This is a genomic window from Clostridia bacterium, from assembly GCA_024653205.1.
Taxonomy (GTDB): domain Bacteria; phylum Bacillota; class DSM-521; order Neomoorellales; family SLTJ01; genus JANLFO01.
On sequence record JANLFO010000001.1, the window covers coordinates 18,522 to 32,394 of the forward strand.

The 13,873-nt window shown below is 66.3% G+C and carries 15 protein-coding genes; 14 read left to right on the forward strand and 1 reads right to left on the reverse strand.

Annotated features, from left to right (window positions below; genetic code table 11):
* The first annotated feature begins 1 nt into the window (after position 1).
* The 12 genes from hemW (at position 2) to yqfD (ending at position 12,316) form a co-directional block, all read left to right on the forward strand.
* Complete coding sequence (gene hemW / locus NUV99_00115) at positions 2 to 1,138, forward strand: radical SAM family heme chaperone HemW (protein MCR4418564.1); 1,137 nt, start codon at positions 2 to 4, stop codon at positions 1,136 to 1,138.
* A gap of 154 nt (positions 1,139 to 1,292) precedes the next feature.
* A complete protein-coding gene (gene cyoE / locus NUV99_00120) occupies positions 1,293 to 2,195 on the forward strand; it encodes a heme o synthase (protein ID MCR4418565.1) in 903 nt (300 codons plus the stop codon).
* Positions 2,196 to 2,333: 138 nt separating this feature from the next.
* Complete coding sequence (gene hrcA / locus NUV99_00125; protein MCR4418566.1) at positions 2,334 to 3,368, forward strand: heat-inducible transcriptional repressor HrcA; 1,035 nt, start codon at positions 2,334 to 2,336, stop codon at positions 3,366 to 3,368.
* A gap of 29 nt (positions 3,369 to 3,397) precedes the next feature.
* Positions 3,398 to 4,108 (forward strand): nucleotide exchange factor GrpE, encoded by a 711-nt coding sequence (gene grpE, locus NUV99_00130; GenBank protein ID MCR4418567.1) that lies wholly within the window; start codon positions 3,398 to 3,400, stop codon positions 4,106 to 4,108.
* On the forward strand, positions 4,101 to 5,936 hold the full coding sequence (gene dnaK, locus NUV99_00135) for a molecular chaperone DnaK (protein MCR4418568.1): 1,836 nt from the start codon (positions 4,101 to 4,103) through the stop codon (positions 5,934 to 5,936). The genes grpE and dnaK overlap by 8 nt, the downstream gene beginning before the upstream one ends.
* A gap of 394 nt (positions 5,937 to 6,330) precedes the next feature.
* Complete coding sequence (dnaJ, locus tag NUV99_00140) at positions 6,331 to 7,470, forward strand: molecular chaperone DnaJ (GenBank protein ID MCR4418569.1); 1,140 nt, start codon at positions 6,331 to 6,333, stop codon at positions 7,468 to 7,470.
* Positions 7,471 to 7,484: 14 nt separating this feature from the next.
* Complete coding sequence (locus NUV99_00145; GenBank protein ID MCR4418570.1) at positions 7,485 to 8,258, forward strand: 16S rRNA (uracil(1498)-N(3))-methyltransferase; 774 nt, start codon at positions 7,485 to 7,487, stop codon at positions 8,256 to 8,258.
* Positions 8,255 to 9,583, forward strand: coding sequence for a tRNA (N(6)-L-threonylcarbamoyladenosine(37)-C(2))-methylthiotransferase MtaB (mtaB, locus tag NUV99_00150; protein ID MCR4418571.1), 1,329 nt, complete (start codon positions 8,255 to 8,257; stop codon positions 9,581 to 9,583). Before NUV99_00145 ends, mtaB begins: the two co-directional genes overlap by 4 nt.
* Positions 9,584 to 9,694: 111 nt before the next feature.
* The gene (locus tag NUV99_00155; protein ID MCR4418572.1) at positions 9,695 to 10,036 is read left to right on the forward strand and encodes a histidine triad nucleotide-binding protein; all 342 of its coding nucleotides are present in this window, start codon (positions 9,695 to 9,697) and stop codon (positions 10,034 to 10,036) included.
* A gap of 322 nt (positions 10,037 to 10,358) precedes the next feature.
* On the forward strand, positions 10,359 to 10,535 hold the full coding sequence (gene rpsU, locus NUV99_00160) for a 30S ribosomal protein S21 (protein MCR4418573.1): 177 nt from the start codon (positions 10,359 to 10,361) through the stop codon (positions 10,533 to 10,535).
* 211 nt (positions 10,536 to 10,746) lie between these two features.
* Entirely contained in the window at positions 10,747 to 11,040 is a 294-nt protein-coding gene (gene yqfC / locus NUV99_00165; protein ID MCR4418574.1) for a sporulation protein YqfC, read from the forward strand.
* Positions 11,041 to 11,053: 13 nt separating this feature from the next.
* Positions 11,054 to 12,316 (forward strand): sporulation protein YqfD, encoded by a 1,263-nt coding sequence (yqfD, locus tag NUV99_00170; protein ID MCR4418575.1) that lies wholly within the window; start codon positions 11,054 to 11,056, stop codon positions 12,314 to 12,316.
* Here yqfD and NUV99_00175 read toward each other — a convergent pair.
* Positions 12,297 to 12,746: a GreA/GreB family elongation factor gene (locus NUV99_00175; protein ID MCR4418576.1), complete on the reverse strand. Its 450-nt coding sequence runs from the start codon at positions 12,744 to 12,746 to the stop codon at positions 12,297 to 12,299. The two genes, yqfD and NUV99_00175, sit on opposite strands and share 20 nt — an antisense overlap.
* A 255-nt stretch (positions 12,747 to 13,001) precedes the next feature.
* Here NUV99_00175 and NUV99_00180 point away from each other — a divergent pair, with 255 nt between their 5' ends.
* Both NUV99_00180 and NUV99_00185 read left to right on the forward strand, forming a co-directional pair.
* Positions 13,002 to 13,397 (forward strand): nucleotidyltransferase domain-containing protein, encoded by a 396-nt coding sequence (locus tag NUV99_00180; GenBank protein MCR4418577.1) that lies wholly within the window; start codon positions 13,002 to 13,004, stop codon positions 13,395 to 13,397.
* Positions 13,398 to 13,546: 149 nt separating this feature from the next.
* Positions 13,547 to 13,753 (forward strand): hypothetical protein, encoded by a 207-nt coding sequence (locus NUV99_00185; protein ID MCR4418578.1) that lies wholly within the window; start codon positions 13,547 to 13,549, stop codon positions 13,751 to 13,753.
* Positions 13,754 to 13,873 lie beyond the last annotated feature (120 nt).

Here is a 13,873-nt window from a genome sequence, read left to right on the forward strand (position 1 = left end):
CATGGATCTGTCGCTGTACCTGCACGTCCCTTTCTGCCTCCGGAAGTGCCCGTACTGCGACTTCGTTTCCTACCCGGGCCGGGGGCCGGAGGAGACGGCCGCCTACGTAGCCGGCCTGGCCCGGGAGCTGGAGCTCTGGGCCCGGCGCCTGAACCCGGCCCCGGAAATCACCACGGTTTACGTGGGCGGGGGCACACCCAGCCTGCTGCCGGTATCCCTGTGGCGGCAGCTGGGGGCGGCCCTGCGGTGCTGTTTTCGCCTTTCTCCCCGGGTCGAGTTTTCCGTGGAGGCCAATCCCGGGACGCTCACCCCGGAACTCCTCGAGACCCTGCGGGAGATCGGCGTCAACCGGCTGTCCTTGGGAGTACAGTCCTTTGACCCGCGCTTCCTGCGCCTTGCCGGCCGGCCCTACCACCGGGAGGACATCCTGCGGTCCGCAGCCGAGGCGCGCCGGGCGGGGTTCGACAACCTCAATCTTGACCTCATCTTCGGCTTTCCCGGCCAAAGCCCGGACGACTGGCGGCAGGACCTGGAGGCCGCCCTGGAGCTCGCCCCCACCCACCTGTCCTGCTACGAACTCCAGCTGGACCCGCAAACCCCCTGGGGCCGGGCGGCGGCGGAAGGGGAACTCGTCCTGCCGGAGGAAGAGGAACGGGCGGCCATGTACGAATACGCGGAGGAAAGGCTGGAGAAGGCCGGGTTCGAGCAGTACGAGCTTTCCAATTTTGCCCTGCCCGGGCATGCCTGCCGTCACAACCTGGCCTACTGGCTGCGGAGGCCCTACCTGGGGGTAGGGGCGGCTGCGGCCTCCTTCATGGAGGAGCGGCGCTGGATCAACCTGCCGGCTTTGGAGGAATACCTGGAAAGGGTGAACTCGGGCCGGCTGCCGGTGGCCGAGCAGGAAGAGCTGGAGCCGGAGGCGGCCATGGCCGAAACCATGATGCTGGGGCTGCGCCTGACGCGGGGCGTGGAGGCCGGGGCCTTCCGGAGGCGCTTCGGCCGGGAGGTGACGGAAGTCTTCGGTCCGCGGCTGAAGTACCTGGGCCGCCTGGGCTTGATAGAGGAAGGGGCGGGCTATTACCGCCTTACTCCTCGCGGCCGCCTCTTGGGCAACCTGGTCTTCCGGGAGTTCGTGTAAAGTGCCCGGTGCCCGGCCGGCCCTGGCGGCAGCCCTGGTTCCCCCTGGTAGCGGTCGCTTAGGCGACCGAACTAGGGTTCGAGCTTCGCGTTGCGGCGGGCTCCGAGCCGGAGATGACTCGGCCACGAGACAACTTGACGGGGAGGAGAAACGCATGAAGGAAACCGCCCGGGCCCTGACCGCTGGATGGTACTGGCCCTCGCTCGTAGCCTACGTGGAGGTGACCAAGCCGCGCTCGGTGGCTCTGCTGAGTTTTACCGCTTTGGGCACGATGGTGCTGGCCGGGGCTCACTACCCGGTATCGGCCGGGGTGCTGCTGCTGGCCCTGGCGGCCGTAACCCTGGCCTGCGCCGGGGCCAACGCCGCCAGTTGCTACTTCGACCGGGACCTGGACGCCGTAATGTCCCGGACCCGCTACCGTCCGGTCCCTTCCGGCCGTATTCACCCCGCCCGGCGGGCCCTTTACTGGGGGATGTTCCTCTTCGGCCTGTCCCTGGTTCTGGCCTGGAACCTTAACCTCTGGGCCTGGTGGCTGCTCTGGGCGGGCATGCTGGGTTACGTGGGGGTCTACAGCCTGTGGCTCAAGCGCCGCAGCCCGTGGAACATCGTCCTGGGCGGCATCAGCGGCGGCATGCCGGCCCTCTTCGGCTGGGCGGCGGTGGCCGGAAGGCTGGAGCTGCTGCCGGTCCTGGTGGCCGCGCTGGTGATCCTGTGGATCCCCAACCATATCTGGAGCCTGGCCCTCTTTCACCGGGAAGATTACGCCCGCGCCCGCATCCCCATGCTTCCGGTGGTTACCGCACCGGAGCGGGCCCTGCGCTGGATACTTCTCAGCGTGGTGCTCATGGTGGCCCTGTCCCTGGTGATCGTTTGGGTGGGCCGGTGGGGTGCGGTGTACCCGGCGGTGGCGGCGGGCCTGGGTGTGGCGGCCCTGGCCTTGAGCCTGCACGTTTACCGCCGTCCCCGGCGGGAAAAAGCCTGGGTCCTGTTCAAGTTCTCCAGCCCTTATTTGGCCGTGCTCTTCCTGGGGATGATGCTGGATGTCTGGCTCCGTTGAGACGTGAAGCGGGCCGCCCCAAGCCAACGGCGGAGGCGACGGAAAGCCGGGGTGCCTTGACAAATGAGGGCCGGGGGTGATATTTTGAAGTTAGGCTTAGCACTCTGGCATCGAGAGTGCTAACAGGGGGAGAAGCCTATGTACCTGGACACGCGGAAGAGGAGAATACTCGAGGTAGTAGTCCAGGAGTACATCGCCACCGCCGAGCCGGTGGGCTCCCGCACCCTGGCCCGCAAGTACAATCTGGGCGTGAGCCCGGCTACCATCCGTAACGAGATGGCCGACCTTGAGGAAATGGGCTTCCTGGAGCAGCCGCATACCTCGGCCGGTCGCATCCCCAGCGACCTGGGTTACCGCTACTACGTGGATTACCTCATGGAGAAGCAGCCGCTCACTCCCGAGGAGCAGGAGTTCATTGCCCAGAGCCTGATCACCAAGCTGGAGGCGGTGGAAGAGCTGATTGCCCGCACCAGCGAGGTGCTTTCGGCCATGACCAACCTTACCGGTCTGGCCCTGGGGCCCCAGTGGGCCAAGAGCGTGATCCTGCACGTGGAACTGCTGTCCCTGGCGCCCAGGAGGGCGCTGCTCCTGGTGGTGACCAACGTGGGCACCATCCAGCACCGGTTTCTGGATCTGCCCGAGGAGATCACTCCCGGGGACCTGACGGTGATCAGCCGGGTGCTGACCCGTCACCTCCGGGGCTCTACCCTGGATATCCTGCGCCGCGTCGCCCTGCAGGAAATGCAGGCTGAACTGGCATCCTACCGCCGCGTGGTGAGGACGGTGCTGGAGGCGGTGGAGGATGCGGTCTCCGGGAGCCGGGCAGAGCGCATCTACCTGGGCGGCACGCTGAACATCCTCAACCAACCGGAGTTCCGGCGGGACCTGGAGAAGGTTAAGGGAGTACTGAACCTCCTGGAGACCGAGCCTCTCCTGCGGCAGCTGCTGCTGCAGGAGACGGAGGCCGAACTGGCGGTGCGCATCGGTGGAGAGAACAAGGCCTTCAACATGCCTTACTGCAGCCTGGTTACCGCCACCTACCGGGTAGGAGACGAGGTGGTGGGGGCCATCGGGCTTTTGGGCCCCACCCGAATGGAATACGCCCGCGCGGTGGCCATGGTTGAATATATCAGCTCGCTGCTTTCCGAAATCATGGCCCGTTTCTACCGCTGAAGCCGGGCCGAAACGGGGTGAGAGCGTAAATGACTGCCGAGGATAGGGAGAGGGAAAACGGAGCCTGCCCGCGCCCGGGGCCGGAGCCAAACCAGGAACCGGAAACCCGGGCGCAAGACGTGCCGGGGCCCGGGAGCCTGGCCGCACCGGAAGAGCCGGGGGAAGAGCCCGCCGCCGAGCCGGCGGCCGAAGAAGCGCCTCAGCTGCGGGAAAGGCTAGAGACCCTGGAGGAAGAACTGGCGGCCAAGACCCGGGAAATCGAGGACTACGTGCAGCACCTGCAGCGCCTGCAGGCGGACTTTGCCAATTACCGCAGGCGAGTACTGCGGGAGCAGGAAGAGGCGGGGGAACGGGCACTGGAGGAGTTTTTGCGCCAGCTGCTGCCGGTCGTAGATAATCTGGAACGGGCGGTAGCCGCCGCCGGTCAGGACGGCGCCAGCTTGGAGAGCCTGCGCACCGGAGTGGGCATGGTTTGCCGGCAGCTGGGGGAGTTGCTCTTCAAGCAAGGGGCTACTCCTATGAACAGCGTCGGTCAGGGATTTGACCCGACCAAGCACCACGCGGTAGCTACGGTGGAGAGTGAGGACTACGAGGACAATACCGTGGTAGACGAGCTGCAGAAAGGCTACTTCTTTCGCGGTCGGGTGCTGCGTCCGGCCCTGGTAAGGGTGGCCAGGAAGCCGGAGAAGGAGGAAAAGGTGATACCCCTTAGGCCTGAGGAGGGTGAGAGCGATGGGTAAGGTTATCGGCATCGATTTGGGCACTACCAACTCCTGCGTCGCCGTACTGGAAGGCGGCGAAGCGGTGGTCATTCCTAATGTCGAAGGGGGGCGCACTACCCCCTCGGTGGTGGCCTTCACCAAAGAAGGAGAGCGTCTGGTCGGTCAGGTGGCCAAGCGCCAGGCCATTACCAACCCCGAGCGCACGGTGATGTCCATAAAGAGGCACATGGGCACGGATCACAGGGTAAAGATCGACGACAAGGAGTACACGCCGCAGGAAATCTCGGCCATGATCCTGCAGAAACTCAAGGCCGATGCCGAGTCCTACCTGGGGGAGAAAGTCACCCAGGCGGTCATCACCGTGCCCGCCTATTTCACCGACAGCCAGCGCCAGGCCACCAAGGACGCCGGGCGGATCGCCGGGTTGGAGGTGCTGCGCATCATCAACGAGCCCACGGCCGCAGCCCTGGCCTACGGTCTGGACAAGGGCGAGGATCAGACCATCCTGGTATACGACCTGGGCGGCGGCACCTTCGACGTGTCCATCCTGGAGCTGGGCGAGGGCGTGTTCGAGGTCAAGGCCACGGCGGGTAACAACCGCCTGGGCGGGGACGACTTCGACGAGCGCATCATGAACTGGCTGGCGGACGAGTTCAAGAAGCAGTACGGCGTGGACCTCAGGTCGGACCGTATGGCCATGCAGCGGCTCAAGGAGGCGGCCGAGAAGGCCAAGTGCGAGCTCTCTACCATGAGCTCCACCAACATCAACCTGCCGTTCATCTCCGTAGGGCCGTCGGGTCCGCTGCACCTGGACGTAACCCTCACCCGGGCCAAGCTGGAGGAACTGATCCGGGACCTGGTGGAGAAGACCGTGGGGCCCATGCAGCAGGCCATGAGCGACGCCGGTCTCACCCCGGACAAGATCGACAAGGTGATCCTGGTGGGCGGCTCCACCCGCATACCCCTGGTACAGGAGACGGTACGGCGCATAACCGGCAAGGAGCCGCACAAGGGCATCAACCCTGACGAGTGCGTGGCCCTGGGCGCGGCCATCCAGGCCGGAGTGCTGGCTGGCGAGGTCAAGGACATCCTCCTCCTTGACGTGACGCCGCTCTCCCTGGGCATCGAGACCCTGGGCGGGGTCTTCACCAGGATCATCGAACGCAATACCACCATTCCCACTTCCAAGAGCCAGATCTTCACCACCGCCGCCGATAACCAGACCACGGTGGAGATCCACGTGCTGCAGGGCGAGCGGCCCATGGCCGCGGACAACAAGAGCCTGGGCCGGTTCCAGCTTACCGGCATCCCGCCCGCACCCAGGGGGGTCCCGCAGATCGAGGTCAAGTTCGACATCGACGCCAACGGCATCGTGCACGTTTCCGCCCGTGATCTGGCCACGGGCAAGGAGCAGGCCATAACCATCAGGTCTTCCGGCGGTCTCAGCGAGGCCGAGATTCAGCGCATGGTCAGGGACGCCGAAACCTACGCCGAGCAGGACAAGAAGCGCAAGGAGGAGGCCGAGCTCCGCAACCAGGCAGACTCCATGGTCTACCAGGCCGAGCGCACCCTGAAGGACCTGGGCGACAAGGCCGACGCGGCCGACCGGGAGAAGGTGGAGAAGGCCAGGAAGGAACTCCAGGACGCCCTGGCGGGCAAGGACGTGGAGGAGATCCGGCGCAAGTCCGAAGCCCTGTCCGAGGCCCTGTTCGCCCTGACTTCCAAGGTGTACCAGCAGCAGGCCGGCCAGGCCCGGCAGCAGCAGGCCACCGGAACCGAGGGTGGCGGCGGCAAGCGGGACAACGTGGTTGACGCCGACTACCGCGTCATGGATGATAATAAGTAGCGGCAAAGCGTCAGGTGGGTGTCGGCGCTGGCGGCGGGCGTGGCTCCCGGTACGCTGACGGATCCCCACTTTTTCGAGGGGAGTGCTGGTTTTGCCCGAGTACCTAAAGCGTGCCGGGTACCGAACTAGGTGAGAGCGAGCGCGGAGGCCGGTCGGAGGCCAAGGATGGCCGGAGCCGCGCCGGCGCCATGGACGGGTTCTTGCGCGGGGAGCCGGCCGAAGCGCGAAGGTCGAACCCTAGTTCGGTCGGCTAAGCGACCGGTACGAGGGGCAAACCAGCACTCCCCCGAGACAAATTGGGGATAACTCAGTCCCGGTACGAGCGGGAGCCACACCCGCCAAGGCAAGGCGCGATCCGTCAGAGGTCAGGAACGCGTACGGAAGGTGAAAGCCCTTGGCCGCCAAAAAGGACTATTACGAGATCCTGGGGGTGGACCGTAACGCTTCCCAGGAAGAGATAAAGAAGGCCTACCGGCGCCTGGCGCGCCAGTACCACCCGGACGTGAATCCGGGCAACAAGGAAGCGGAAGAGAAGTTCAAGGAGATTCACGAGGCCTACGAAGTCCTCAGCGACCCGGAGAAACGGGCCCGCTACGACCAGTTCGGTCACCTGGGCGAGGCGGCCGGCGGAGGGTTCGAGGGCTTCGGCGACTTCGGCGATCTGGGACGGGAGTTCGGCGGCCTGGGCGATCTCTTCGACATGTTCTTCGGCGGCGGCCTGGGAGGGCGCAGCCGGCAGGCAGGACCGCAAAAGGGTGCGGATCTGCAGCTGGACCTCGACATCGAGTTCGAGGAAGCCGCCTTCGGGTGCGAGAAAGAGGTAGAGGTATCACGGGAGGAGGTCTGTACCACCTGTCAGGGCAGCGGGGCGGAACCCGGCACCCGGCCCCTGACCTGTCCCGCCTGCCACGGCACCGGGCAGGTGCGTTTCGCCCAGGCCACGGCCTTCGGCCGCTTTGAGACCATCCGGCCCTGCAGCCAGTGCCGGGGCACGGGCAAGATAATTGCCAACCCCTGCTCCGCCTGCCGGGGTAGGGGGCGGGTCCGGCGGACGCGCAAGCTGCACGTGCGCATACCGGCGGGCGTGGATACCGGCTGGCGGCTGCGCATGCCCGGGGAGGGCGAGCCGGGCACGAGGGGCGGGCCGCCGGGAGACCTTTACGTGGCCATTCACGTGCGGCCGCACCCGCTCTTCCGGCGGGACGGCCACCATCTCCTCCTGGAGATGCCGGTTTCGGTGGTGCAGGCCGCCCTGGGAGACGAGATCGAGGTGCCCACCCTGGAAGGCAGGGCCAAGCTGCGCTTACCCGAGGGGACCCAGACCGGCACGGCTTTTCGGCTGCGCGGGCAGGGCATTCCCAGGCTTCACGGCCACGGCCGGGGTGACCTGCACGTCATAGTGCGGGTGGAGACCCCCACCCACCTCACCGACCGGCAAAGGGAACTGTTGCGCGAGTTTGCCCGTCTGGAGGAGCAGAAGCACCAGGGTAAGGATAAGGGCTTCTTCGAACGGGTAAAGGACGCCTTCGTGTAGGGTGGAGAGGGTACATGCGGCGGGTGGTGCTTCCCCCCGAGGCCTTCCAGGCCGGGGGGATAATTTGTATCCGGGGTTCGGCCTACCGGCACCTAATCCGGGCGCTGCGGCTGAGGCCCGGCGACCTCCTGAGCGCCTCGGACGGTCGCGGCAGGGAGTACCTGGCGCGACTGGTAACGGTGGGGGCAGGAGAGGCGAGGGCCCGGGTGGTGGCCGAACGCGAACCGCTACCCGAGCCGCCGGTAGAAGTCACGCTTCTTCCGGCGCTTTCCAAGGGGGATAAGATCGACCTGGTAATCCAGAAAGCTACCGAGCTGGGAGTGCGCCGGGTGGCACCGGTGGTTGCCCGCCGCAGCGTGGCGCGGCTTTCCCCCGAGCGCCGGGCGGAACGGCGCCGCCACTGGCAGGCGGTGGCGGCCGCGGCGGCCGAGCAATGCGGCCGGAGCGTGGCCCCGGTAGTGGAGGAAATCGTGGACCTGGAAGAGGCGCTGGAAAGGCTGGTCCCGGGTACCAGGGTGCTCATGCCCTGGGAGGGGGAGCGAAAGACGAGTCTGCGGGAGGCCCTGGCCGGTACGAACGGCGAGGGCCCGCGGCGCGTGGCCCTTCTGGTAGGCCCGGAGGGAGGCTGGGAGCCGGGAGAGGTGAACGCGGCCGTTTCCCGGGGCGCGATCACCGTTACCCTGGGCCCGAGGATCCTGCGCTGCGAAACTGCGGCGCTGGTGGCCGTGGCCCTGGTGCTGTACGAATGGGGAGACCTGGGCGCGGTGCGGGAGGAGCTTCCCTCATGAGAGACCTCCGGAAAAGTGGAGACGAGCGGCCCCGGGTAGCCTTTGCCACTCTGGGCTGCAAGGTGAACCAGAGCGAGGTTGAAGCCTTCCGGGAGCAGTTCCGGCGGCACGGCTACCGGGTGGTGCCCTTTGAGGAACCGGCAGAAGTGTACGTCGTCCACACCTGCACCGTGACCCACCTCGGCGACCGCAAGTGCCGGCAGGCGATCCGCCGGGCGGTGCGGCAGAACCCCGAGGCCACGGTGGTGGTGAGCGGCTGCTACGCCCAGGTGGCGCCCGAGGAAGTGCTGGCCATTCCCGGAGTGCGGGTGGTAGTGGGCAGCAAGGGCCGCCGGGACCTGGTGGAGGCGGTGGAGAGGGCCAGAGCCAGCCGGGAACCCCTGTGCCTGGTCCGGCCCTGGGAAGAAGGGGAGAGCTTCGAGGAGCTGCCGGTAGAGGGCGCGGAACGGGCCCGGGCCCTGGTGCGGGTGCAGGAAGGGTGCGACCACGCCTGCACCTACTGCCTGGTCCCGCGGGCCCGCGGCCCGGCGCGGAGCCGGTCCCCCGAGGCGGCCCGGGAGGAAGTGAAACGCCTGGTGCGCGCGGGCTTCCGGGAGATAGTGCTGACCGGGGTAAACCTGGGGGCCTACGGCCGGGACCTGGGCACCTCCCTGGCCGCCCTCCTGCGGGAACTGGTGCGCGTGCCCGGGCTGGGCCGGCTGCGGTTAAGCTCGGTGGAGCCGCAGTATTTCGGCCCGGAACTGGTGGGCGTGGTCGCGGCCGAGGAGAAGATCTGCCCCCACTGGCACATTCCCCTGCAGAGCGGCGACGGGGCCGTCCTGCGCCGCATGGGCCGGGGCTACACTCCGGAGGATTACCGCGCCCTGGTGGAGCGGCTCCGCCGGGGCCGGCCGGACGGGGCGGTTACCACCGACGTCATCGTGGGTTTCCCCGGGGAGGAAGAGGCGGCCTTCGGGCGCACGCTGGCCCTGGTGGAGGACGTGGGCTTCAGCCGGCTGCACGTATTCGCCTATTCTCCCCGGCGGGGCACTCCGGCGGCCGAGTTGCCCGGTCAAGTGCCGGCCGAGGTCAAGGCGGAGCGCAGCCGGCGGCTGCGGGCCCTGGGGCACCGGCTCGCCTGTGCCTATGCCGAGCGGTTCGTTGGCGGGGCGCTTACCGTACTGGTGGAAAGGGAGGCCGGGGATCGTCCGGGCCGGGTAGAGGGCCACAGCGAGAACTACATCCGGGTGCGCCTTCCCGGCGGGCGGGAGCGGATCGGCGAGCTCGTCCCGGTGCGCATCGTCCGCCGCCGGGGGGAGGAACTGGAGGGCGAACCGGCGCTCTAGGCCGCTTGCCTCCGGGAACGGGCGGCAGGTAAAATGAGGGTGGGAGCGGCAGCCGCCTCCGCCGGGGGACGGCTCCCGGGCGCCCAGAAGTTGACAAACGGAGGGAAGAAAGTGGCCGACTGCATATTCTGCCGGATCGTTGCCGGAGAGATACCTTCGGAAAAGGTCTACCAGGACGACCTGGTGGTTGCCTTCCGGGACATACACCCGGTGGCGCCGGTGCACATCCTCATAGTGCCGCGCAAGCACGTGAGGCGCCTGACCGAGGTGACGGAGGCCGACCGGGACTGGCTGGTCCGAATCCAGGAAGTGGCGGCGGAACTGGCGCGCCGGGAAGGCGTGGCCGAGACCGGCTTCCGGGTGGTGGCCAATTTCGGGCCCGACGGGGGCCAGGAGGTGGAGCACGCCCATTACCACCTGGTGGGCGGCCGTCCCCTGGGCGGAATCGGGTAGGCAGCACCGGGGCGGTAACTGTATATCCTTGTCCTGGCAGCCCTGGTTCCCCCTAGTACCGGTCGCTTCGCCGACTAAACTAGGGATCGAGCTGCGGCCTCCGGCGGGCCGCCCGCGCAAGAACCCGTTCATGGCGCCGGCGCGGCTTCGGCCGTCCAGAGGCCTAGCGCCCGCCTCTACCCTTCTGCCAGAGAGCGATGTGGACAGCCCCGGGACGGCGGTAATTGACGATACTTCGTTCCTGGGGTATAATCTTGGAGGCAAGAAGCCTGGTACACAGGCCGTGGCTGGCGTAAGCCGGGGTAAGGGGGGAGGGAAGCTTCTGATCGAGGTACGCGTAGGTAAAGGCGAAACCCTGGACAGCGCCCTCAAGCGCTTTAAGCGAACCCTGCAAAAGGACGGGGTTCTGGCCGAAGTCCGCAAGCGCGAACACTACCTGCCGCCGAGCGTGAAAAGGAAGAAAAAGTCGGCAGCCGCCCGCAGACGGCGGGGCCGGTAAGCCGCAGAGCGTAAGGTCCTCCCCTCAATCGTCAATCTACCTGCAGCCGGCCGCGGTGAGAGTGGCGGTGCCAAAACGGTCCGGTGTAAACGCCGGACCTTATCTTTTTCTTGCTCCCCGACCCGGCCCCGGCGGTGCGGGCTTCCGGCTGCTGGTAATTGTCGCCAGGGCCGGCGCATAACCTTCATAGTGGGTTCGGGAGGGGAGAGCTTTGGCCGGAAGAGAGAATTCCGGCTTCGGCCGGAGGTGGCGTAATCGGTTGGCCGGGGTGCTGGATCTGCCGCGGGACGTGCTGATCGACCTGCCCAAGGTGACGCTGGTCGGAACCGTACAGGTCACCGTGGAAAACCACCGGGGCCTCATAGAGTTTACCCCGCAGCGCGTGCGGATCGCGGCCAAGGAGGGGGCGGTGGAAGTAGAGGGAGAGCGGCTCACCCTGCGCCTGGTCCTGCCGGAAGAGATCATTCTTGAGGGGCAGGTGCGCACGGTGAGTTTCTTCTCCTGAGGAGGTGGGGCGCTTGCGCAGCTGGCAGGCCTTCTTGGGCGGCTACATAACGGTACGGGTCACGGGGTCCAACCCGGAGCGGTTGCTGAACCTGGCCCTATCCAGGGGCGTGGCCCTCTGGGATGTGCGGCGCACGGGCACGGACCAGCTGCACCTTAAGGCGCGGGCGGCGCATTTTTTCCTCTTGCGCCACCTGGCCCGGCAGGCCCGGTGCCGCGTCCGGATCACGGGCAAGCGCGGCCTGCCCTTTCTTCTGGGCCGCCTCCGGCGCCGGCCGGGTTTTGCGGCCGGCCTGCTCTTTTTCGTTCTGGCCCTCTACCTGGCCGGATCGCTGATCTGGGAGGTCCGGGTGCGGTTTCCCGAACCGGTACGCTATAACCGCGAGGAGACGGTCTTGGCCGAGGCCCGGGCGCTGGGCCTGCGGCCGGGCGCCTGGAGGGCGGCCGTGGACACGCAGCACCTGGCCCACCAGCTTGCCCGCCGGCTGCCCCAGGCGGCCTACGTGGGCGTGCGCCTTGAGGGCGTTCGGGCCACGATAGAGGTGGTGGAAAGGGTTCTTCCTCCTTCTTCGGCCGAAGCGGCCCACATTGTGGCCGCCAAAGCCGGACTGGTAGAGGAGGTGCTGGTGGTGTGCGGTGAGCCCCGGGTCCGGCCCGGCGACGTGGTTCGGCCCGGCCAGGTACTCATATCCGGAATTATCCGCACTCCTTCGGGAGGGTCGGTGGTACGCGCCGAAGGCCGGGTTCAGGCCCGGGTTTGGTACCGGGTTCGGGCGGCGGTTCCCCTGGTGGAGACAAGGGAGGTGGCCACCGGCCGCGTCAGCGTGTCTTACCGGTTGGGGCTGGCGGGCCGAGAAGTACGCCTGTGGGGTCCGCAGGCGCCGCCCTACCCGCTTTGCCGCGTGGAGAAGGCCGGTACCGGGCCCGTAGCTCTGGGGAACTACCGGCTGCCTTTTTCCCTCTCGCGGGTAAGCTATCACGAGTTGCGGCGGGAGGAGACATACCGTACCGCCAGGGAAGCGGAAGAACTGGCGCGATCCGAGGCGCGCCGGCTCCTGGCCGAACGCGTGCCGGCCTCGGCGCGGGTGCTGAATGTCAAGCTGGAACCGGCGCAGGCCGTGGGCCGTACGGTGGTGGTGCAGGGACTGGCAGAGACCACAGAAGACATCGGTCGACTCTATCCCCTGGCCGGGGATTCCGGTACCCCCTCCGCCCGTTCGTTCCCCGCTGCGCGGGTGCCGGGTCAACAGCATGCGGTTAGTTGCCCCGCCACCTGATGGACCTCACCCGGTAGCGGAAGACTCCCCCCGGCGCGTGAACCGTCACTTCGTCGCCCAACCGCCTCAGCAGCAGGGCCTTTCCTACCGGCGATATATAGGAGATGTCACCACCCCTTACGTCGCCCGAGAAAGGAGCCACCAGGCGAAAGCGGTGAACCTCCTGCGTCGACAGATCCTCTACTTCGACCTCGCTGCCGATGGTCACAAAGGGCAGGGCATCACCCCCCGTGCCTTCTTTGCCCATTTCCCTTACCAGGGCCTCGACCTGCCGGATGTATAGCTCGACGAGCCGTTTCAGCTCCTCGCGCTCCCTCGAGGACTCCTGAAAGTAGGTTTCAAGCAGTTTTGCCTTCTGCTCCTCCACCTCTGCCAGATGCTTTACCAGGCTTTCGAACAGGGTCGGTGACCCCTTGAGCTTCCGTGCCATTTCCTGCTCCCCCCGCGAGCCATTAAATGGAAAGGCGGTCAATAAAGCAAAGGGGCGCCTCGTCGCCCAACGAGACACCCGGTTGCCAGCATCGTACCACAGATTACAGCCGTTGTCAACGGTGGTCAGATCTGCCTATTTAATGGAGGCAGATGAATTTTTTAGGACGGCCGAGGGCTGGATGGAGGCGTGCAGTCCCGTGGCTTGCTGCCGTTTTGGCGCCGTGTTAAGATGAAGGCGTAAGGATGATCAAGCATGTCCAAGCAATCGGTAGTGGGACTGGCCAAGAGCATACTGGAGCCGGTGGAGCAGGTAAAGATGGCCTTCCTATTTGGCTCGAGGGCCACGGCCAGGGCGAGGTCGGACTCTGATGTGGACATAGCGGTGTACTGGGAGCCAAGACCGAGCAGGAGACAGCGAGAACGTGTGTGGGAAGGTTTGGAGAAGGCCTTAGGCACCGAGGTGGACCTGGTCGACCTTAACGATTGCCCGGCGACCCTAGCCTGGGAAGCCCTTCAGGGCATCCCCCTTATCAAGAGGGATGAGCGTTTCCATCTGGAGTACATGCTCGAGGTTTCCCGCGAAGCGGAAGACTGGCAGGAATACCTCTTCGACTTGTGGCGGTGGCGCCGGCGCCTGGCAAGACAGTAAGACCTGAAGGGGGAGGGGGTAATGAGTCCGCTTCCTCCGCTACGGACCGCAGCTTCTGACTAAGTTCATGGAGATCGTAGAGAAGAAGTTGGAGGAGAGCGCAGAAGAAGCCTAGAGAAGCTTAGAGAAGCCGAGGAGGCGACAGGCTATTGTTTGGTAAAAGGGAGCCGGAACCGGCACAAGTCCTGGGAAAGAACCTGGCCTGCCACGTGTGCGGGCACGACAAGTTCTGGCGCCGCGAGGCCCAGTTGAATACGGCGGTGGCCACTTTCTTTAACCTCGACTGGACCAACCCCTCGGCCACCTGTCTGATCTGCGCCCGCTGCGGGTACATTCACTGGTTCCTACCGGAGTAGGGCGAGCGTAGGCGTTACCCGACAAGACCGCTTCTCCCTCCAACGCAAAGCTTATACGTCCTCGTAGTGGTCGGCGCCTTATGGTAAGGCAGCGACGCGGAGCTTCGGAGGGGTCAGACC